General features: G+C 31.6%; 21 protein-coding genes and 1 pseudogene. All 22 read left to right on the top strand.

Features of this window, described 5'->3' with window-relative positions; genetic code table 11:
- Positions 1–6 precede the first annotated feature (6 nt).
- The 22 genes and pseudogenes from ACFPH8_RS02610 (at position 7) to ACFPH8_RS02505 (ending at position 20938) form a co-directional block, all read left to right on the top strand.
- Positions 7–1074 carry a hypothetical protein gene (locus ACFPH8_RS02610; protein ID WP_248396865.1) on the top strand — a complete coding sequence of 356 codons (1068 nt, stop codon included), beginning with the start codon at positions 7–9 and terminating at the stop codon, positions 1072–1074.
- A complete protein-coding gene (gene rfbB / locus ACFPH8_RS02605) occupies positions 1064–2080 on the top strand; it encodes a dTDP-glucose 4,6-dehydratase (protein ID WP_248396864.1) in 1017 nt (338 codons plus the stop codon). The genes ACFPH8_RS02610 and rfbB overlap by 11 nt, the downstream gene beginning before the upstream one ends.
- The gene (gene rfbA, locus ACFPH8_RS02600; RefSeq protein ID WP_248396863.1) at positions 2081–2944 is read left to right on the top strand and encodes a glucose-1-phosphate thymidylyltransferase RfbA; all 864 of its coding nucleotides are present in this window, start codon (positions 2081–2083) and stop codon (positions 2942–2944) included.
- Entirely contained in the window at positions 2944–3489 is a 546-nt protein-coding gene (gene rfbC / locus ACFPH8_RS02595; RefSeq protein ID WP_376858344.1) for a dTDP-4-dehydrorhamnose 3,5-epimerase, read from the top strand. The genes rfbA and rfbC overlap by 1 nt, the downstream gene beginning before the upstream one ends.
- Entirely contained in the window at positions 3486–4352 is an 867-nt protein-coding gene (gene rfbD, locus ACFPH8_RS02590) for a dTDP-4-dehydrorhamnose reductase (protein WP_376858343.1), read from the top strand. Before rfbC ends, rfbD begins: the two co-directional genes overlap by 4 nt.
- Positions 4345–5139 (top strand): 3'(2'),5'-bisphosphate nucleotidase CysQ, encoded by a 795-nt coding sequence (cysQ, locus tag ACFPH8_RS02585; protein WP_376858342.1) that lies wholly within the window; start codon positions 4345–4347, stop codon positions 5137–5139. Before rfbD ends, cysQ begins: the two co-directional genes overlap by 8 nt.
- On the top strand, positions 5139–5567 hold the full coding sequence (locus ACFPH8_RS02580) for a DUF2061 domain-containing protein (protein WP_376858341.1): 429 nt from the start codon (positions 5139–5141) through the stop codon (positions 5565–5567). The genes cysQ and ACFPH8_RS02580 overlap by 1 nt, the downstream gene beginning before the upstream one ends.
- A 2-nt stretch (positions 5568–5569) precedes the next feature.
- Positions 5570–6157 (top strand): adenylyl-sulfate kinase, encoded by a 588-nt coding sequence (gene cysC, locus ACFPH8_RS02575; RefSeq protein WP_248396858.1) that lies wholly within the window; start codon positions 5570–5572, stop codon positions 6155–6157.
- Positions 6158–6163: 6 nt separating this feature from the next.
- Positions 6164–7069 carry a sulfate adenylyltransferase subunit CysD gene (gene cysD / locus ACFPH8_RS02570; protein WP_248396857.1) on the top strand — a complete coding sequence of 302 codons (906 nt, stop codon included), beginning with the start codon at positions 6164–6166 and terminating at the stop codon, positions 7067–7069.
- Positions 7070–7120: 51 nt separating this feature from the next.
- Complete coding sequence (locus ACFPH8_RS02565) at positions 7121–8374, top strand: sulfate adenylyltransferase subunit 1 (protein WP_376858340.1); 1254 nt, start codon at positions 7121–7123, stop codon at positions 8372–8374.
- A 157-nt stretch (positions 8375–8531) separates the two neighbouring features.
- Positions 8532–9545 (top strand): UDP-N-acetylglucosamine 4,6-dehydratase (inverting), encoded by a 1014-nt coding sequence (pseB, locus tag ACFPH8_RS02560; protein WP_376858339.1) that lies wholly within the window; start codon positions 8532–8534, stop codon positions 9543–9545.
- Positions 9546–9550: 5 nt separating this feature from the next.
- Positions 9551–10699 (top strand): UDP-4-amino-4,6-dideoxy-N-acetyl-beta-L-altrosamine transaminase, encoded by a 1149-nt coding sequence (pseC, locus tag ACFPH8_RS02555; protein WP_376858338.1) that lies wholly within the window; start codon positions 9551–9553, stop codon positions 10697–10699.
- Between the two features lies 1 nt (position 10700).
- On the top strand, positions 10701–11405 hold the full coding sequence (gene pseF, locus ACFPH8_RS02550; protein WP_376858337.1) for a pseudaminic acid cytidylyltransferase: 705 nt from the start codon (positions 10701–10703) through the stop codon (positions 11403–11405).
- A 4-nt stretch (positions 11406–11409) separates the two neighbouring features.
- Positions 11410–11805: pseudogene (locus tag ACFPH8_RS02545) on the top strand (IS1595 family transposase); the annotation flags it as partial.
- 18 nt (positions 11806–11823) lie between these two features.
- Positions 11824–12852, top strand: a complete 1029-nt coding sequence (locus ACFPH8_RS02540) for a GNAT family N-acetyltransferase (RefSeq protein WP_376858336.1) — start codon at positions 11824–11826, stop codon at positions 12850–12852.
- The gene (gene pseI / locus ACFPH8_RS02535; protein ID WP_376858335.1) at positions 12833–13861 is read left to right on the top strand and encodes a pseudaminic acid synthase; all 1029 of its coding nucleotides are present in this window, start codon (positions 12833–12835) and stop codon (positions 13859–13861) included. Before ACFPH8_RS02540 ends, pseI begins: the two co-directional genes overlap by 20 nt.
- 1 nt (position 13862) lies before the next feature.
- The gene (locus ACFPH8_RS02530; RefSeq protein WP_376858334.1) at positions 13863–15182 is read left to right on the top strand and encodes a capsular polysaccharide export protein, LipB/KpsS family; all 1320 of its coding nucleotides are present in this window, start codon (positions 13863–13865) and stop codon (positions 15180–15182) included.
- Complete coding sequence (locus ACFPH8_RS02525; RefSeq protein ID WP_376858333.1) at positions 15175–16677, top strand: hypothetical protein; 1503 nt, start codon at positions 15175–15177, stop codon at positions 16675–16677. Before ACFPH8_RS02530 ends, ACFPH8_RS02525 begins: the two co-directional genes overlap by 8 nt.
- 72 nt (positions 16678–16749) lie before the next feature.
- A complete protein-coding gene (locus ACFPH8_RS02520) occupies positions 16750–17490 on the top strand; it encodes an acyltransferase (protein ID WP_376858332.1) in 741 nt (246 codons plus the stop codon).
- Positions 17483–18670 carry a hypothetical protein gene (locus ACFPH8_RS02515; RefSeq protein WP_376858331.1) on the top strand — a complete coding sequence of 396 codons (1188 nt, stop codon included), beginning with the start codon at positions 17483–17485 and terminating at the stop codon, positions 18668–18670. The genes ACFPH8_RS02520 and ACFPH8_RS02515 overlap by 8 nt, the downstream gene beginning before the upstream one ends.
- 10 nt (positions 18671–18680) lie before the next feature.
- Entirely contained in the window at positions 18681–19697 is a 1017-nt protein-coding gene (locus ACFPH8_RS02510; RefSeq protein WP_376858330.1) for a hypothetical protein, read from the top strand.
- Positions 19694–20938, top strand: coding sequence for an O-antigen ligase family protein (locus ACFPH8_RS02505; RefSeq protein WP_376858329.1), 1245 nt, complete (start codon positions 19694–19696; stop codon positions 20936–20938). Before ACFPH8_RS02510 ends, ACFPH8_RS02505 begins: the two co-directional genes overlap by 4 nt.
- Positions 20939–20941: the final 3 nt, after the last annotated feature.

Below are 20941 nucleotides of genomic sequence, written 5' to 3'. Positions count from 1 at the left end.
ATAGATATGAACGAGAATCCTCAAAATTCTAATAAATCAAACGATTCAGAAGAGGTTGATTTAGGGCAGTTGTTTAATGTGATAGGAAACGTCTTTAATAAGTTGATTAGCTTCATATCCAATATCTTCAAAGCTATTTTTTCAGTTATAATTTTTAGTTTAAAGGTTGTAATAGTAAATATTAAAATCATAGTGGTTATAATGATTTTAGCTGGTATTTTGGGGTATACACTTGAAAGGATGAAACCTAAAGTTTATAGTTCATCTATGCTAGTTAGACCATATTTTGAGTCCAAATTCCAGCTTGTTACAAACATAGGTTATTATAATGCATTGTTAAGTAATAACAATTATGAAACGATAGCCGACTTATTCGAAATCTCTAAAGAAGATGCGCATGAACTGGTAAGTTTTGAAATTGAGCCTGGTCCAGAAACTGAAAATGACAAAATTATACAGTACGATCGCTTTGTGAAATCTATAGATAGTGTTCGTGCAAATGAAATTAGTTTTGATGATTATATAGCAAATAGAAGCATTTACAGTGGCGAAATATTTCAAATCACAGTTAGTTCTCGCAAGAATGATATTTTCACAAAATTAGAAAATGGTTTAAATGCATCGTTTACCAATGAGTATTCTATAAAAAGAATGAAAAAAAGAGACTCCTTAATTGGTATTCAAAAAGACAATATTATCTCTCAACTAGCGCAAGTAGATTCCTTACAAAAGATATATATTAACGTTTTAGAAAATGAATCACAATCCCAAGCATCAGAATTTAGTATTGGAGGAGAAGGATTTTCATTAAGTAAAGACAAGTCCAATACACGTGAATACGACTTATTAGAGAAAGAAATAAGTTTAAGAAACCAATTACGGGATTTAGATGAGAAGAAAGTAGACGAAGATGTGGTTTTCGATGTTATTTCAAGCTTTCAGAAAGTAGGTAAAAATGTCAGCCATTGGACGGATAAATACGCTTTAATATTTCCATTAATTGCATTTTTAATTCTTTGTGTATTTTACATAACAAGAAGAACCGTGTTATATGTCAAGAGTTATGAAGCATAATACCTTATTAATAACCGGTGGCGCTGGGTTTATAGGCTCAAATTTTATTGTTCATTTGCTTGAGAATTTTCAAGATATTTCCATTGTAAATTTAGACAAGCTCACTTATGCAGGTGAGCTTTCTAATTTAACCGAAATAGCAAAAAATAGTAGATACCATTTTGTTGAAGGTGATATTTGTGATAGAGAATTAATTGAAAAGTTATTTGAAAATCACCAATTTAATGGGGTTATCCATTTTGCTGCGGAATCTCACGTAGATAATTCCATCAAAAACCCGGATGCCTTTATAGAGACAAACGTTTTTGGTACCTTTAATCTACTAGATGTAGCTAAAAAGCATTGGATGCATGGACCTAATCAATTTAAATCAGGTTGTGAGAATAATAGGTTTTTACACATTTCAACCGATGAAGTTTACGGAACATTAGGCAAAACAGGCTTGTTTACAGAAACCACGCCTTATGCGCCAAATAGTCCATACAGCGCTTCAAAAGCGTCATCAGACTTTATCGTTCGTAGTTACTTTCATACCTATGGAATGAATGTCGTTACCACAAACTGCTCTAATAATTACGGACCAAAACAGCATGATGAAAAGTTGATTCCAACTATTATAAGAAAAGCCATTGCTGGAGAGAATATTCCAATTTATGGCGATGGTAAAAATATTCGCGATTGGTTGTATGTTTTGGATCACTGCCAAGGAATTTATCTAGCCTATCAAACCGGAAAAGCTGGAGAAACCTATAATATTGGTGGTAAAAATGAACGAAACAATTTAGAAATAGCTCATACTATTTGTGACGCGTTAGACGAATTAAAACCGAAACACACAAGCTATAAGGAACAAATTACCTTTGTTTCTGACAGGCCTGGTCATGATTTCCGTTATGCCATTGATGCATCCAAAATTGAATCTAATTTAGGCTGGAAGGCTGATGAAAATTTTGAGTCAGGCATTAAGAAAACAATTAATTGGTATTTAGATAAATATAAAAAATAGATGAAAGGGATTATTCTAGCAGGAGGATCAGGCACACGGTTACATCCATTAACGTTATCGGTTAGTAAACAGCTCATGCCTGTCTATGACAAGCCCATGATTTATTATCCGTTATCAACCTTAATGTATGCTGGAATACACGAAATCCTTATTATTTCAACACCTAAAGATTTACCCTTATTTCAAGAGTTATTAGGCGATGGCAAGAAGTTTGGTTGCACCTTTGAATATGCCGTTCAAGAACATCCTAATGGTTTAGCTGAAGCGTTTTTAATAGCTGAAGATTTTATTCAAAAAGATAAAGTCGCTTTAATTCTGGGTGATAATATTTTCTATGGTTCTGGTTTGGCTAAATTGCTTCAGAGTAATAATAATCCCGATGGTGGCATTATATATGCATACCGCGTCAATGATCCAGAACGCTATGGTGTTGTAGATTTTAATGATGAAGGACAAGTTATGTCTATTGAAGAAAAACCTGAAAAGCCAAAATCTAATTATGCTGTTCCAGGTATTTATTTTTATGATAATTCCGTTATTGAAGTCGCAAAAAACATCAAACCAAGTCATCGTGGTGAATTAGAAATAACAGACGTTAATAAAGCCTATTTAAAACAAGGTAAACTAAGTGTTAGTATTTTGGATAGAGGAACAGCTTGGTTAGACACTGGCACGTTTGATTCGCTTATGCAAGCGGCACAATTTGTTGAGGTTATAGAACAACGTCAAGGATTAAAAATTGGCTCCATAGAAGCCGCTGCTTTTGAAATGGGTTATATTACAGAAAATCAATTTAGAGCATTAGCAGAACCATTATTAAAAAGTGGTTATGGCATCAATCTTTTAGGTATGTTGAATAAATAATGGGAATTACAGAAACAAAATTAAAGGATTGCTTCATTCTTGAACCCCAAGTTTTTCAGGATTCAAGGGGTTATTTTTTTGAGAGCTTTAATCAGAATAATTTTTTTGAGGCAACAGGTCAACATGTCAATTTTATTCAAGACAATGAGACTTTTTCTACCAAAGGCGTTTTACGTGGCCTTCATTTTCAAACAGGCAAATTTGCCCAAGCCAAACTCGTTCGTGTTATAAAAGGTCGTGTTTTAGATATTGCCGTAGATGTTAGGCCAGACTCCTCAACATTTGGTGAGTTTCAAGCTTTAGAATTATCTGAAGATAACAAAAAACAATTTTTTCTACCACGAGGTTTTGCTCATGGGTTTGTGGTGCTGAGTGACACAGCCATTTTTGCTTATAAATGCGATAATTATTACAATAAAGAGTCTGAAGCTGGAATTATTTATAACGATCCCAGCTTGAATATTGATTGGCAATTGCCAGAAAAGGAGTTGCTTTTATCAGATAAAGACAAACTACTGCCAACATTTGAAGCCTTTTTTAAATGAAAACAGAGGTTTTAATTACGGGTTCTAACGGTCAGCTAGGTAAGACTGTATTCGCCTTACATCAGGGCAATAATTATAAGGCTCTTAATTTTACCTTTACAACTAAAGCTACTTTAGATATTTCAAACCAAGAGCAAGTAGACAGATACTTTCAATCTAATAACTTTAACTATTGCATAAATTGTGCAGCTTATACGGCAGTTGATAGAGCTGAAGAAGAAAAAGAAGAAGCCTTTTTAATTAATGCTATTGGAGCTAGAAATTTAGCGGAAGTTTGCAAAAAATATGGTGTTATTTTAATTCATATTTCTACAGACTTTGTGTTTGATGGTTCAAAAAAGGAACCATATTCGGAAACAGACATTCCAAACCCTATAAATGTTTATGGAGCATCCAAACTACAAGGCGAAAGAAATATTCAATCTATTTTAGAGAATTACTTTATCATTAGAACCTCATGGTTGTATTCTGAATTTGGAAATAACTTTGTAAAAACCATGTTGCGTTTAGGCGCTGAAAAAGAGGAGTTACATGTTGTAAATGATCAAATTGGCAGTCCAACCTATGCCCAAGATTTGGTAGAAGTTGTTTTGGAAATTATAATAAGTGGCAATAAGAAATTCGGCTTATATCATTTTAGCAACAAAGGCGCTATAAGTTGGTTTGAATTTGCTCAAGCTGTTTTTAAATTTGGCCAAATTTCTATCAAGTTAAATTCAATACAGACTAAAAACTATCCAACGCCCGCTAGAAGACCAAAAAATAGTGTATTGGAATCCTCAAAAATTGAAACTGCATTTAAGATAACAACAGCCGATTGGAAAAACGGGTTACATCAGGTAATTGCTAAATATTATGAATAAAAATTTACAAATTGCTATAAAAGCATCTTTAGCCGCAGGAAAGGAAATAATGGAAGTTTATGATACTGCTTTTGCGGTAGACTTTAAAGATGATAATTCGCCATTAACCGAAGCCGATAAGAAAGCAAACAACATTATTAATTCATATTTAGTTCCTTCAAAAATCCCCATAATTTCAGAAGAAAATAAACAAACAGATTTTTCTATTAGAAAGCATTGGGAAACTTGTTGGATAGTGGATCCTCTTGATGGCACTAAAGAGTTTGTAAAGCGCAATGGCGAATTCACTGTAAATATTGCATTAGTTACCCAAGGAAAACCAGTGTTAGGGGTTATTTATGTGCCAGTAACTCAAACACTTTATTATTCAGATATAGAAAATAGTAAATCCTTTAAAGCTAGTTTGACATCGCATGATGTATCACTCGAACGTGTTCAGCAATTAGCAAAAGCAATTCACCCTAAAATCACTGATAATAAATTGGTTAAAATAGTGGGAAGTCGTTCGCATATGAATCCAGATACGCTAGATTTTATTGAAAAATTAAAATTTGCAGGAAAGGATATCGAAATTGTTTCTAAAGGGAGTTCTTTAAAATTTTGCATAATTGCGGAAGGTGAAGCTGATATTTATCCGCGTTTTGCACCAACAATGGAATGGGATACAGCTGCTGGTCAGGCTATTTGTGAGGCAGTAGGTATTAACGTAATATCAGTAGACATGGAACAGAAATTAGTATACAATAAAGAGAATTTATTGAATAGTTCTTTTTTAGTTAGTAAATAATGGCAGATTCATCTTACAAAAGACATATAGCTAAAACCATAACTTGGCGTGCTATAGGTACTATGGATACGTTTGTTTTATCTTGGTTAATTACAGGAAGCCCATTAATTGGATTTAAATTAAGTTTTGCTGAAGTAACTACAAAAAGTATTTTGTACTATTTGCATGAGCGTGTTTGGTATAAAATGTCTGTTACAAAGGGTGGTGTAACTTTAGAAAGTAGAAAACGACATTTGTTTAAAACTATAACTTGGCGTATAGTAGGTACTTTAGATACTATGACTTTAGCCTGGATCATTTCTGGTAATCCTTTAGCGGCTTTACAAATTGGTTTCGCTGAAGTTGTGACAAAAATGATTTTATACTATTTACATGAGCGTATTTGGTATAGATTAAATTACGGGTTATCCACTCGTCAAAATGACTAATTATGGACGATAATATTTTTTTACAAGCGTATCAAGTCTCAAGAAAAGACCGTCAAAAATCAAATGGTCATAAACCTTTATTAATATGGTTTACGGGTTTATCAGGTTCTGGTAAATCTACCATAGCGAATGCTGTAGAAACCAAATTATTTCAAGAAGGTATAAAAACATATTGTTTAGATGGCGACAACATTCGGAAAGGTATTAATAGCGATTTAACCTTTTCTCCCGCCGATAGAAATGAAAATATGCGAAGAATTGGTGAAATTGCAAACCTTATGCTAGATGCGGGATTAGTTACATTAGCAGCCTTTGTTTCTCCGTATAAAAAAGATCGACTGAAGATTAAAAATATAGTGAAAGATGTTAACTTTGTTGAGGTATATATTAATACAAGTATTGAGGAGTGCGAGAATCGTGACGTAAAAGGTCTATATAAAAAAGCGCGGGCTGGTGAAATTAAAAATATGACTGGTATATCAGCACCTTACGAAGCACCAGATTATCCAGATATTGAAATTCTCACCGAATTTGAAACTGTAGATGAGGCCGTAGTGCGAATAATAGATTATATAATGCCTAAATTATAATGGATTATGAGTAAATATTATTTAAATTATTTAAAGGAATTAGAGAGCGAAGCAATATATATACTCCGTGAAGTTTATGCGCAATTTGAGAATCCTGTAATTTTATTTTCCGGAGGAAAAGATTCAATTTTAGTCACTTATCTCGCTCAAAAAGCTTTTTATCCGGCTAAAATACCTTTTTCTTTAATGCATGTAGACACAGGGCATAATTTTCCAGAAACGATTAAGTTTCGAGATGATATTGTTAAGGATTTAGGTGTAAAATTAATTATAGGTTCTGTACAAGACTCTATTGACGGTGGACGCGTATCGGAAGAAAGAGGTAAAAATGCCACGCGAAATGCTTTACAGACCACCACACTTTTAGATGCAATAGAAGCGCATAATATAGATTGTGCCATTGGCGGTGGTCGTCGCGATGAAGAAAAGGCACGCGCCAAAGAGCGTATTTTTTCGCATAGAGATGAATTTGGTCAGTGGGACCCAAAAAATCAACGTCCAGAATTATGGAATATTTTTAATGGCCAACATTTTCAAGGTGAACATTTTAGAGTGTTTCCTATCAGCAATTGGACCGAAATGGACGTTTGGAATTATATTAAACTCGAAAATATTCCCATTCCGTCTCTCTATTTTGCACATGAACGTGAAGTGGTTAATAGAGGTGGAACATGGATACCAAATTCAGAGTTTTTAATTTTGGAAGATTATGAGCAAGTGGTCACTAAAAAAATTCGCTTTAGAACATTAGGAGATATAACAATTACAGGCGGTGATGAATCTGATGCTGATACATTAGAAAAGATTGTTATAGAAGTTGCCAGTATTCGCCATACAGAACGTGGCAATAGAAGCGATGATAAACGATCTGAAACGGCTATGGAAGACAGAAAGCGTCAAGGATATTTTTAATGTAAAAATCTCTTGAAGATATAAATTTTTTACAAAACTCAAATAATTACCATGTTAGATAATAATCAATTATTACGTTTTACAACAGCAGGAAGTGTTGATGATGGGAAAAGTACCTTAATAGGCCGTTTATTATACGATTCTAAATCAATATTTGAGGATCAACTCGAAGCCATTGAAAAAACGAGTAAGAGAAAAGGGGGTGAAGGGATTGATTTAGCATTGTTAACGGACGGTTTAAGAGATGAACGAGATCAAGGTATTACCATAGATGTTGCCTATAGATATTTTACAACTCCCAAACGTAAATTCATTATAGCAGATACACCAGGACATCATCAATACACCCGTAATATGGTTACAGGTGCTTCAACGGCCAATGCAGCAATAATTTTAGTGGATGCTAGACATGGTGTTGTTGAGCAAACAAAACGCCATTCTTTTATAGCATCGTTACTTCAAATATCGCACATTATCGTATGCATAAATAAAATGGATTTAGTTAATTTCTCCGAAGAAGTTTATAGTACTATAATTAATCAATTTGAAAGTTTTTCATCTAAAATGTTGGTGAAAGATGTTCGTTTTATTCCTATTTCAGCTTTATTAGGTGACAATGTTGTAAACAGATCTGAAAATATGCCTTGGTACCAAGGATCGCCTTTGCTGCACACCTTGGAAACCTTACATATTAGTAGTGATATTAACAAAGTAGATGCCCGTTTCCCAGTTCAGACCATAATTAGGCCTCAATATGGCGATTTCATTGATTATCGCGGATATGCTGGTCGTATTGCCAGTGGTGTTTTTCGAATCGGTGATGAAGTAACCATTATGCCTTCAGGCTTTTCATCAAAGATAAAATCTATTAATTCATTTAAAGAAGAACTATCTGAAGCGTTTGCTCCTATGTCTGTTTCAATGACATTAGAGGACGATATAGACATAAGTCGTGGTGATATGATTGTGCGTTTAAACAATAAACCCGAAGCTGTACAAGATATTGAGGTTATGCTATGTTGGTTAAATAATAAATCGGCAAAACCTCGTGCAAAATACAGTATACATCATGCTAATAATGTACAAAAAGCTATGATAAAAGAAATCATTTATAAAATAGACATTGAAACACTAAATCGCGATATTGAAAATAAAGAATTAAACATGAACGATATCTGTAAAGTTAAAATTAGAACAACTAAACCATTATTGGTGGATTCTTATCGTGATAATAGAGCCACAGGAAGTATTATTTTAGTTGATGATTTAACTAACGACACTGTAGCTGCGGGAATGATTTTTTAGGCTATTTGCATTGTTTTATTTATAACATAAAAATTATAAAGTCTCTTTGATTTATTTATATTTGCCAACTGATAAATATAATAAATGAGATTTTACGGGTTTATAATTACTTAAAAATCAACATCTTTAAGAATAACATAAGATTTAAAATTAGAACATGCTAGAATTAAAAGGAAAATCAATATTAATAACAGGAGGTACAGGTTCTTTAGGGAAAGCCTTAACAACGCATATCCTTTCTAAATACCCAGATTTAAGACGTTTAATCATTTTTTCACGAGATGAGCAAAAGCAATTTCAAATGGCTCAAGAATATCCGTCTGATACCTATCCACAAATCCGTTATTTTATTGGCGATGTTAGAGATAAAGAACGATTGGTACGGGCGTTTCAAGGTGTTGATTACGTTATTCATGCAGCTGCTATGAAACATGTTCATATAGCGGAATATAATCCAGACGAATGTATTAAAACCAATATTGGAGGTGCAGAAAACGTGGTGGATGCCTGCTTTAAAACCAAAGTGGAACGCGTTGTTGCATTGTCAACCGATAAAGCTTGTGCACCAATTAACTTATATGGTGCTACCAAGCTTACATCAGATAAATTATTCATTGCGGCTAATAATATAAAAGGTGAAAATCCTATTCGTTTCTCTGTAGTACGTTACGGAAATGTTATGGGGTCTAACGGATCCGTCATTCCATTTTTCATAAATAAAAAGAAAGAAGAAAACGTCCTTCCAATTACAGACCCGAATATGACACGCTTTAATATTTCATTACAAGGCGGTGTAGATATGGTTATGCACGCATTAGAACATGCTTGGGGAGGTGAGTTATTTGTTCCTAAAATTCCATCTTATAAAATTTTAGATGTGGCAAATGCTATTGGTCCTGATTGTGATAAACCCGTGGTGGGAATCCGACCAGGTGAAAAAGTTCATGAGGAAATGATAACTGCTTCCGATTCGTTTTATACTTATGATTTAGGTAAATATTTTACTATTTTACCTCCAACTCATAAATGGAGTTTAGAAGATTATATCAGCAATTTTAATGCTAAAAAAGTGCCTTATGGCTTTAGCTATAATTCTGGAGATAATGACGATTGGGAAACCGTTCAAACCTTGCGAAACTTAATTAAGCAACATGTAGATCCAAACTTTTAATAGTCATGAAAGACGCCATACCTTACGGAAGACAATCAATTACTCAAGATGATATTGATGCGGTTGTAGAAACCTTAACTGCCGATTACTTAACACAAGGTCCGAAGGTTAAGGAGTTTGAAGATAAATTTGCTGCTTACGTAGGCTCCAAATATGCCGTAGCTGTAAATAACGCCACCTCCGGTTTACATTTGGCCGTATTGGCTTTAGGGTTAAAAGCAGGCGAACGGGTTATAACGACACCAATTACGTTTGCAGCTTCCGCAAATTGCGTACGGTATGCCGATGGCGAAGTTTGGTTTGCAGATATTGATCCGGATACCTATTTACTTTGTTTAAAGAGTACTAAAAAATTAATTGAAAGCAAACCAAAAGGTTTTTTTAAAGGTATTATTCCAGTAGATTTTGCAGGTTTACCTGTAAATTTGGAAGCTTTCAGAGCATTAGCCCAAGAACATGATTTGTGGATAGTGGAGGATGCGTGTCATGCACCTGGAGGCTATTTTACCGATTCCAACGGAAACAAACAAATGTGTGGGAACGGGAATTATGCTGATATTGGTATTTTCTCATTTCACCCCGTAAAACATATTGCTTGTGGAGAAGGAGGAATGGTAACCACTAATTCTGAAAAGCTATACAAAAAATTAGCATCTTTAAGAACGCACGGCATTACCAAAGAAAACATGGCAGAAAATCATGGTGGCTGGTTTTATGAAATGCAAGAATTGGGATATAATTATAGATTAACCGATATTCAATCTGCTTTGGGAATCACCCAATTGTCTAAAAACAAAGCTGGTGTTGCACGTAGAAATGAGATAGCAGATAGATACAAACAAGCCTTTAAAAATAAAATTAAATTTCAGAGTCTACCCAGTAAAACTCAAAATGCCCATCATTTATTTGTAATTGAGGTAGACGATAGAAAAGGGCTTTACGACTTTTTAAAGTCACATCATATTTTTGCTCAAATACATTACATTCCAGTTCATACCTTGCCCTATTATAAGGAAATTGGCTATGATAATGCAAATTTAAATAACTCTGAAAATTACTATTCCAAATGTATTAGCTTGCCTATGTATCCAAGTTTAACGGATAAAGAACAAGAATTTGTAATTGAAAAAGTACTATCTTATATACATGGCTAACATGGCTAATTTAGCAATAATTCCAGCAAGAGGTGGGAGTAAGCGCATTCCAAGAAAGAATGTTAAACCTTTTTTAGGTAAACCTATTATAGCCTATTCAATAGAAGCAGCCTTAAAAAGTGATTTATTTGATGAGGTTATGGTTTCTACTGATGATAAAGAAATAGCAGAAATAGCTAGAAAATACGGCGCCAAAGTCCCATTTTTAAGAAGCAGCACTAATGCCAACGATTTTGCGGTATTGTCAGATGTCGTGCAAGAGGTTTTAAACGGATATTCTGACATAGATAAAATATTTGATACAGTTTGTTGTTTATTGCCAACAGCACCATTTATTTCAGCTAAAAAGATTCGGGATGCATATCAAAAATTGGTAGATGAAAAGTTTGAAAGTGTTTTTCCTGTAATAGAATTTTCTTTTCCTATTCAACGTTCTTTAAAGAAAAAGAATAACAAAATTGAGATGGTTTGGGAAGCGCACTTGAACACCAGATCGCAAGATTTAGAACCTCGATATCATGATGCAGGTCAGTTTTATTGGTTAATGATTTCTTCTTTCCTAAAAGAAAAAAAATTATTTACATCCAACTCTGGAGCTATAGTAATTTCAGCATTAGAAGCACAAGATATAGATACTCAAACTGATTGGGCTTTGGCAGAAATGAAATACAAATTATTAATCAATAATGAAAAAAATAATCTTTAGAGCTGATGGTAAAACGGGCAAAAAATCTAATCAGGTACGCTATTTTAAAGCTAAAGTTTTACAGACTCATCAATCTAGTGAGGTCAACGAAACAATAAAGGAATGTGTAGATGAAAAAACTATCGTATTTACAGATAAAAGCACTTCTTATGTAGATATCGCCGATTACATAGAAATGCATGTTACTGAAAAATCAAGCAAGGAATCTACCGAAGAAACTTTAAAATGGGTTCATATATTTATAAGTAATGCTAAAAGAAACCTCCTCGGCAATTATCATAAAATCAAAGGGAAATACTTGCAACTATATCTTGATGAGTTTGTTCATAAGCTTAACAGGAGATATTTTGAAGATAGACTCTTTGAAAGGGTCGTTATTGCTAATATTACAGGGTTATGATTAATTACGGATATATAAATGATAAATTTTAAAAACTCATATAAATCATTAACAAAGCAATCTTTTGGTATTGGAGATTATTCAATTATTCCTATCCGTTATGAAGATCGTTTTGATATTATGCAGTGGCGCAATGAACAAATGTATCATTTGCGACAGAACTCTTTATTGACAGAAGATGATCAAGAAAACTATTTTCAAAATGTTGTTGCGAACTTATTTGGCCAAGAGAGACCAGATCAAATTTTATTTTCTTATCTAAAGAATAATGAGTGTATTGGTTATGGTGGTCTAGTTCATATCAATTGGATAGATCAAAATGCTGAGATTTCATTTATAATGAAAACAGAATTAGAACAAAATGAGTTTAAAAAGCATTGGGGAATTTATTTGGACCTAATTGAAGAAGTGGCATTCAAAGAGTTAAATTTTCATAAATTATATACTTTTGCTTTTGATCTTAGACCACATTTATATGTTGTTTTAGAAGAAAGGAAATTTAGAAAAGAAGCGGTATTAGAAGGTCATTGTTTTTTTAATAAGAGATTTATCGATGTTGTTATACATTCTAAAATTCAGAGATCCATAAAGCTTAGAAAAATGGAAAGTAAAGATGAAGAAATTACTTTCTTATGGGCAAATGATGGGGAAACACGAAGAAATTCCTTTAATTCTAAACCTATTATCTATGAGGAACATTCAAAATGGTTTCAATCGAAGATAAATAACATTAATTCGCATTATTTTATTTGTGAAGTAGATGCTACACTAGCAGGCTTAGTGCGTTTTGATTTTAATAAAGAATATAATGCTTTTATAATCGGAATCACAATAGATGAGAAATTTAGAGGTAAGAAATTATCCGCCCCATTGTTAAAACGGTCTTGTAAGAGTTTTGTTGAAATCTCTAAGGACAAGATAATAGCCTTTATAAAGGAAGATAACATCGCCTCAAAAAAATCATTTGAAAGAGCGAGTTTCGTATTTCAAGGAAAAGAAATAATAAATAAGACCGAAGCGTTAAAATATGAATACAAGCATGAATAAAGTTTTTATAATAGCGGAATTATCAGCAAATCATGGTGGCAGTATAGAGATTGCAAAGGAAACGATTCGCGCTGCAAAGCGTACGGGGGCTGATGCAATCAAATTACAAACTTATACTGCGGATACGATTACGCTCGATGTTGAAACAGATTTATTTAAAATTAAGCAAGGTACCGCATGGGATGGACAATATTTATACGATTTGTACAAAGAAGCCTCTTTGCCTTGGGAATGGCATAAACCTTTATACGATTTAGCCAAAGAAGAAGGATTAATTTGTTTTTCATCGCCTTTTGATAAAACCGCGGTTGATTTTTTAGAGAAATTAAATACGCCTATTTACAAAGTGGCTTCTTTTGAAATTACAGATATACCCCTAATTAGTTACATAGCATCCAAACAAAAACCAATTATCATATCCACTGGAATTGCAACTATAGAGGATATTGAATTAGCAATAGCAGCCTGTAAAGAACAAGGAAATATCGATATTACTATTTTAAAATGCACTTCAGCTTATCCTGCAGATCCAGAAGATGCTAACCTGCTTACTATACCAGATATTTCTAAACGATTTGGCGTTAAAGTGGGCTTGTCCGATCATACCATGGGAATTGAAGCGCCAATGGTAGCTGTGGCATTGGGCGCTAGAGTGATCGAAAAACATTTTATTTTAGATAAAAGTATTGGTGGGGCGGATGCACATTTTTCCTTAGATGAAATTGAATTTAAACAAATGGTCGATGCAGTTCGTTTAACCGAAAAACTAATGGGTAATGTAGATTATAAAATGACAGATAAAAAGAAGAAAAGCAGAGAGTTTTCTCGTTCTTTATTTGTTACGCAGAATATAAAACCTGGTGATATAATCTCTACAGACAACATAAAATCTGTAAGACCTGGATTTGGATTGCACCCCAAATATTATAATGAAATTTTAGGTAAAAAGTTTGTGAGTGCTGTAAAAAGAGGTGAGCCCTTGACTCTTAAAATGATTGAAAGCTTATAATATGAAATTGTTATTTATAGAAAATAGGTACAAAACGTTTTTAATGGCGTCCGTTGCTAATCAATTAAGCAAAAGTGGACATGAAGTCCACTGGCTTGTTCAAAACAAAGAATTTTTACCATCAGGAAATTTTGAAACGCATATAATAGACTATCCGAGCGGTAATAAACCTATTAATGTTAAAGATGAAGCGGTTGAAGATGTTATAAAAAGTGATAGGCAGTTTAATCATTTTAACAAAAAGAATACGGCTTATTTCTACTATTACAATGCTAAAATTGAACAGTATTTAAATGCGCTTAAACCCGATTTAGTTTTTGGAGAATCCACAGCTTTTCATGAACTATTAACAATAAACAATTGTATAAAGCAAGATATACTTTATTTAAACCCATGTACCTGTAGATATCCAATTGGGCGTTTTTCATTTTATAAATATAACACGTTAGAGCCTTATTTTGGGAGTAATGAATTCCTTTCAAATGAGGAGGCAGAAAACGTCATAGACCAAATAATTAACCGAAAAACTGCGCCAGATTATATGAAACCTAGGCGTATTTCGAAAGGTGAAATTATTAAAGATAAAATTAAAAAAATTCAATCTTATATTAAAGGTGAAAAATACAATACACCGAGTCCATTAATTAAATTTAAACTAGAGAAAGAGAAGGATAAAAATATTAAGCTTTGGGATGCGTTTGCACAAAATACGATAAACACGCCTAACAAAACGGTTGTTCTCTACCCATTACAAATGCAACCAGAAGCCAATATAGATGTTTGGGGACGGAAACATAGAAATCAATTGCAACTTATAAAAGCCATTAGTAAATCCTTGTCTGATGATACCGTTTTAGTGGTGAAGCCTAATCCAAAATCTAAATATGAATTATCTAGAGCGCTTGTAAATTATGTTAAGGATTCTGCTAATATTATAGGCTTACAACATCACGTTAAAATGGATGATGTTTTACCTTTTATAGACCTTGTTATTACAGTTACTGGAACTGTAGCTATAGAATGTGTATTGAGTAACAAACCTATTGTAACCTTAACTAAAACGGTAAATAATACGGCCAATAACTGTATATTTATAAATAATGTGGATACCGAATTAGAGCCTTTGATAAATTCGGTAAAGAATAAGTCGTTTAACAAAATTTCAAATCAAGAAAAAATTGACTTTATAAATGTTCTCAATTCCACCAGTTATCAAGGCATCATTTCCGATCCCTTTAGCGATGAAAACTGTATGTCGAGTAGTAATATAGAAATTGTTTCTTCAGCCTTTAAAAAAGTTATAGAAAAAAATAATGTTTAAAAAAACAATTGAATTTAATAATCAAAAGATTGATATAACTATTTTTGATTCTGCTTTTTCGGAAGATGAAAATGGCATTTTTTTTGGTCATCCTTTAGGTAATTTAAGTACTGATAATTATAATGATATTAAAGGCTCTTGGTTTAAGATACAAATTAAACCAGATGAAGTTATAGTTGTTACTGATATTATTGGCGCTTATAGAATGTATTATCTATGGATTAAAAATCATTTGTTAATTTCTGATGACTATAGATTTTTATTAGCCAAAATATCCTCCATAGAAATTAATGAAATGGAGTTGGCGTATTGGAAAACTCATGATTGTACAACGGGAGGTAAAACATTATTTAAAGGAATTAATAAGTTTAAACCTGCTACTGAAACCAAAATTAAACTGAATGATTTTTCTGAAAACTTGTATTTTAAAAATGCAATTTTAACTCAAAACAATCAAAAACATACAGAAAAAGTTTATCAAGATTTAGATGATACCTTTAGCCGAATTAAACAACTAAATAAGAAGGTTATTTTAATGTTTTCAGGAGGTAAAGATTCATGTCTTTTAGCTCTATTTTTAAAGAAACATGAAATCGATTTTACGCCTGTTTTTTTAAAGTTAGAGCCCACGTTTAATCAAGCTTTTTTGGATTTTCAAAAGGTAAATCAGGTATCTAAGGCTTTAAAAATGAAAACTGAAATCATTTCGGTTAAATTTGATTCGTTTTCTCAAGATGAGCTTAATGACATCAATGAAATACAATTGCTAGATAAACACTTTACACCCGTTCATTTTAAAGGGATTGTGGAGATTAAAAAAAGATATGGAAAGGAGGTGCTCGTTCTCAATGGCTCAACTTCGGATAGTATTTTCACGTTTGGACCTTCGGAAAACAGCTTTATTAGCTATTTACGGCGTTATATGATGTTTAAACCTAACGCATTAATCTCAAAATTTGCTGTTAAACTCTTAAACTTAAAGACTAAAAAACGATTTAAACTTGGGGAAACAGAAGATGAGTTATTACTGGCGTTAATGGATGAATATAAATACTGTCGTGTTTTAGATATGGATAAAACGGACGAATATTACGACTATTTATATGAAGAATTTTTATTTTCAAAAAGCACTTTAAACACATTTAATAGTCTGGAAATGTATGCCAAAAATTTCACGTTTCTACAAGGGTCTACACAACAAATAGTTCATAATAGCTGTAGGTATCAAGACTTAAAGTATGTTATGCCTTTTGCAACTCCGGGAATAATATATGCAACCATGCAATTTCGTGATAGAAATTTAGAGATAAAGCAACCAAAGTATTGTGTGGAAAGAATTTTAAAAGATAAGTTTAGTTTTAATTACAATAAAATAAAATTAAATTATGATAAACAAACTTTCAGTTATAACTTGGATGATTTTAGAAATAATATAAATGAAGCGTTTGACATAAATTTACAGCAAACTATTTCAAAATCAAATAAGCAAAAATAAGTTAGTATCTTTATTTAGTATGTACCTTTAACGTTGGCTTTATAAATTTTTTAACTGAAAAATATTTTACACATGAAAAAATTATTGACGCTATTGTTTGGGCTTATTCCTATAAATATTATTAAGATTTTTTTATTGAGAACACTTGGTCATGCTATATCTTATAAATCTTACATTGGTTTTGGTATATTAGCAGTTAAAAATATTGAGTTAAAAAAACATTCAAAAATTAAGCATTTTAATTTTATAAAGGTAGAAAGTCTCATTCTTGAAGAGTCTAGTTTTATTGGGAACTTTAATATATTGAATGGACCTCTGACTGTGTTTTTAGAAAAACATGCAGGTATTTCTAAACAAAATAAAATTAGACGCTCTAAAGCGCCAATTTCTTATGGAAAGGCTGTACTACATTTAGGTGAAAACGCAATTATAGTTTCAAATCATTTTCTAGATTTAACAAAATCTATTTCTATCGGTCAGCACTCCATTCTCGCTGGAATTGGCTCGCAATTATGGACACACGGATACTATCATGATGATACGGGTCCCGCTAGGATTAGAATAGATGGTGAAATAAAAATACAAAATAATGTGTACGTGGGATCTCGCTGTATTTTTAACCCAGGTGTTGTTGTAAATAATGCTATAAATATTGGGGCTGGAAGTATTATATCCAAAAATCTTATGGAAAAAGGTATGTACGTAAGTCAGAAAATGAGGCATGTTGATAACAATATTATTACTATTAGGTCGAAACTGAAAAAAGTAAAAGGTCATAATTTAATAGAAGAAGTTTATTCAAAAAATGGATAAGGCTATAAGCTTACGAATTAATAAGCATAAGGTTGCCGCTTTTTTTGGTAACCTAAGTGTTCTATCCATTATATTAAGTTTCTATTTTTACCTGTTGGCTGAAATAGCATTTAATATCAATAGCTTTAGACCACTATTGTTATTGACTGGATATGCTTTTTTTATTGTTGGTTTAATTTTTAACCCAAAACTTAAAATAGATAGCCAACTGTTTATTTATTTAATTGCTTCTATTCTGATATTTATAATATCCAGCCCTTTTTGGCTCAATAGTTTTGATATAAATATTTATTTAAGTCCAATAACTGCTATAGTTATTATTAATAACTACGATTACTTTTTAAGGGTAATGAAAGTGTTTATTATTCTAACCTTAATTTTAGCTTTCTATGAATTTATTAATCAAGAGTATTTATTTGTTGTTTCAAGAGACACCTTTTTTGGATATAGACCTTTGGATGAAAAATTCTATGGTGGTTATTCTGGTATATTTAGATCTAAAGTATATTTTGAAGGTCCTTTAGCGCTTTCTCAATCTGCTATAGGTACTGCTTTGATATTTAGGAAAAATGTAAAGATGCTTTATATTATATTTCTTATATCAATTATAGCAAATGGCAGATTAGGAATTGTATTTTGCGGAATTATTTTGGCTACATATTATTTTAAAAAATATAATTTAGCTTCAATTTTATTAAGGCCTAAATCAATATTGTTATTAATTTCAGGTTTTTTCGGCGTCTTTTTAGCTTTATATTTCTTATTAGATAAAACTTCAATTGATAGGCTTAAAGAAGCATTTGATGTTTCTAATGAAGGTAATTCAGAAAGAATTAATTTTTGGATACGTGGTTTTGATATGTTGTTAAATTACGACTTTTTGAATTTAATATTTGGTAACAATGGTGCTTTCGTTAATGAATATAAGAACAATGCAGAAAATGGTTGGCTTACATTGTTGCTTAATAATGGAATATTAGGGTTTATGTATTATGCTATACCAGTATTCTTAATAGCAGTAAACTCTATTAAAAAGAGTCCTATAAATAGTGTCTATATTCTTGTTCTTGTTGGTTCTATGTTTGTGCAGACATTTCATTTAGGAGCTTCAGCAAACTTAATATATTGGTTAGTAATTTATTCGTTCTATAAAAAAAACACAAGCAATGCGGAAATTTAAAATTTGCTGTATGTTATTAATATCTTTGCTTTTTTTACAGTGTGATAACTTTGAGCCTAAGGCTATTGACTCCAAACCCGTTCAGATAAATGATATTAATTATGTGCTAAACTCTAATTATGCCTTGGGAGATGCTAGGAGGTATGGTATATTTCCAGATTCATTAAATGATAAAAAGCATCCTAATACTGGAAAATCATTAATAAGTTCAGTATTGGATTTAGCCGAAAATAGTCCAATAAAAATAAATTTCCCTAAAGGGTATTATGGAGTTAATTTAGTTTTTAATTCCAGAAAAAATATCGATTTACATTTTAACGAGGCTGCATTTGATTTAGTTCATATTACCAATGAGGGTGGATCCCAATCCCGAAATATTACCCTCGAAGGAACGCTAATTTTATACGAAGGATTTGGTATTTATCATTCTAAAAATGTAACTGCGGATTCTGTAATTATTAAATTAAATCCTCAAAAAACATTAAAGGAATCTAAAAGTAGAGGCTGTCATATTTATAAAGGAACTGACAGTTTATTAATAAACTATTTAGAAATTGAAGATTTAGCATCTGGAAATATAGTTTTTAAAAATAATCATGCCGCCTTGGCTATAGATGGATCGCGCGAAAATCCAACTAATATTACAATAAACGAGGTCTATATCAAATCATCTGATCGCCATGGAGCATACATAACTGGCACTAACAACATTTTTAAAAAAATAAAAATTGACAAATACGCACAAGGCACAACTAATTTCATGACTGGTATGCAAGATGCCGGTAAAGGTAATGAGAAAATACTTTCAGGACTTTGGATTAATAGATGTAACAACTGTATCTTTGAAAATGTTCAAATTTTAACCAAATACTCAAAAAATGGGTACCCATTAAAATTGGATGAAGGTAATTCTGGAATGCCTACAATTATAGAAAATTTAGTGCTGGATGTAGAATATAAAGACGCCTTAATTTTGGATGACATTCTAACAAACGTTCTAGTTAAGCGTTTAAAAACTATAGAATGACAGGTAATTTAAAAAACTTATTTTTTAAGCATAGAGAGTATATTTATATAATGCTTATTGCCATAACTTTTATGGCTTATGTTTTATCTTATGCGCTTTTATCAATTTCTACATTTTTGTTTGTGCTTTTCTTTTTAAGTGACACTAGAAGTAACTTAAAATTAAAATGGAGTCAGATAAAATCTAACAAAATAATTTTGTTATTCGTTCTTTATTTTGTTTTTCAATGTATTGGTTTAAGTTATTCTGAAAATTTTGATTATGGTTTAAAACGTGTTAATACAATATTACCTACCTTGTTTTTGCCAGCAATAATATATGTGGAATATTTAGATAAAAATTTGTTTTACAAAGTATTGAGATTTATAAGACTTTACGTAATTGTAGTATTCACCATATTCTTAAGCATTCATGTATTTATAGATCAACTTTCATTACATGTCTTTGCCTTGTTTGTGTTGACAGAAAAATTGGGAATTAGTCAATTTTATATGGTATTTATATTTGTAATACCAATAATTTTTTCATTAGATGAGTTGATTGCTAGGAAAAATGTGATACTAAACATTTTTTATATAATTTGTTTATTGTTCTTTGTTTTTTTATTTTCTAATAAAACATCAATATTAATGTTGGTATTAGTTTTTAGTATAAAACTGATTGACCACTTTAAAAATGAAAAGCTCTTATTTAAACTATTTATTTTTTTCGTAACACCTATGTTATTAGCTTTATTGGTTTATAATACGACAGGAATAAAACATAAGTTTAATATTATGCTAAAATCTACAGATTTTAATATTGAGATTATCAAGACTAAAAATAAGGTAACTTATACAAAAAATACCTTGGAGCATAGGTTGTTAATTAATTACTTATCCCTTGAAGAAATTATAAATCATTTTCCGTTTGGCACAGGAACAGGAGATTATCAAGATGTCCTTAATAATAGTTACCAAGAAGTTTATTTTAAATTAGGAATAAAAGAAAAGTTTAATAATCACAATCAATATATTTCTGAAGCTTTAAAAACAGGCATACTTGGTTTTAGTATATTTATTATTTTACTTTATTGTTTATTTAAATCGGTTAATCTAAAAAACCAGTACTACTTTATAATCCTATTGTTTTTTACCATAGGCTGTTTTTTTGAATCTTATTTAGACAGGCAACATGGTGTTATAATATTTAGTTTTATGATACCTTTGTTTTATGTATATGAAAATCAGATAAAGGAATAAAGA

It is taken from the genome of Bizionia hallyeonensis (assembly GCF_042657385.1).
Classification (GTDB): domain Bacteria; phylum Bacteroidota; class Bacteroidia; order Flavobacteriales; family Flavobacteriaceae; genus Algorimicrobium; species Algorimicrobium hallyeonense.
This window is presented reverse-complemented; position numbering and strand designations above follow the sequence as displayed.

Bases quoted from the DNA above. Each gene is read 5' to 3' on its own strand.
- ACFPH8_RS02520 (WP_376858332.1), top strand. From the start codon at position 16,750: ATGAAAAAATTATTGACGCTATTGTTTGGGCTTATTCCTATAAATATT.
- ACFPH8_RS02540 (WP_376858336.1), top strand. From the start codon at position 11,824: ATGATAAATTTTAAAAACTCATATAAATCATTAACAAAGCAATCTTTT.
- ACFPH8_RS02510 (WP_376858330.1), top strand. From the start codon at position 18,681: ATGTTATTAATATCTTTGCTTTTTTTACAGTGTGATAACTTTGAGCCT.
- cysC (WP_248396858.1), top strand. From the start codon at position 5,570: ATGGACGATAATATTTTTTTACAAGCGTATCAAGTCTCAAGAAAAGAC.
- rfbC (WP_376858344.1), top strand. From the start codon at position 2,944: ATGGGAATTACAGAAACAAAATTAAAGGATTGCTTCATTCTTGAACCC.
- ACFPH8_RS02505 (WP_376858329.1), top strand. From the start codon at position 19,694: ATGACAGGTAATTTAAAAAACTTATTTTTTAAGCATAGAGAGTATATT.
- ACFPH8_RS02525 (WP_376858333.1), top strand. From the start codon at position 15,175: ATGTTTAAAAAAACAATTGAATTTAATAATCAAAAGATTGATATAACT.
- ACFPH8_RS02515 (WP_376858331.1), top strand. From the start codon at position 17,483: ATGGATAAGGCTATAAGCTTACGAATTAATAAGCATAAGGTTGCCGCT.
- pseF (WP_376858337.1), top strand. From the start codon at position 10,701: ATGGCTAATTTAGCAATAATTCCAGCAAGAGGTGGGAGTAAGCGCATT.
- rfbA (WP_248396863.1), top strand. From the start codon at position 2,081: ATGAAAGGGATTATTCTAGCAGGAGGATCAGGCACACGGTTACATCCA.
- ACFPH8_RS02610 (WP_248396865.1), top strand. From the start codon at position 7: ATGAACGAGAATCCTCAAAATTCTAATAAATCAAACGATTCAGAAGAG.
- pseB (WP_376858339.1), top strand. From the start codon at position 8,532: ATGCTAGAATTAAAAGGAAAATCAATATTAATAACAGGAGGTACAGGT.
- cysD (WP_248396857.1), top strand. From the start codon at position 6,164: ATGAGTAAATATTATTTAAATTATTTAAAGGAATTAGAGAGCGAAGCA.
- ACFPH8_RS02580 (WP_376858341.1), top strand. From the start codon at position 5,139: ATGGCAGATTCATCTTACAAAAGACATATAGCTAAAACCATAACTTGG.
- pseI (WP_376858335.1), top strand. From the start codon at position 12,833: ATGAATACAAGCATGAATAAAGTTTTTATAATAGCGGAATTATCAGCA.
- rfbB (WP_248396864.1), top strand. From the start codon at position 1,064: ATGAAGCATAATACCTTATTAATAACCGGTGGCGCTGGGTTTATAGGC.
- rfbD (WP_376858343.1), top strand. From the start codon at position 3,486: ATGAAAACAGAGGTTTTAATTACGGGTTCTAACGGTCAGCTAGGTAAG.
- ACFPH8_RS02530 (WP_376858334.1), top strand. From the start codon at position 13,863: ATGAAATTGTTATTTATAGAAAATAGGTACAAAACGTTTTTAATGGCG.
- ACFPH8_RS02565 (WP_376858340.1), top strand. From the start codon at position 7,121: ATGTTAGATAATAATCAATTATTACGTTTTACAACAGCAGGAAGTGTT.
- pseC (WP_376858338.1), top strand. From the start codon at position 9,551: ATGAAAGACGCCATACCTTACGGAAGACAATCAATTACTCAAGATGAT.
- cysQ (WP_376858342.1), top strand. From the start codon at position 4,345: ATGAATAAAAATTTACAAATTGCTATAAAAGCATCTTTAGCCGCAGGA.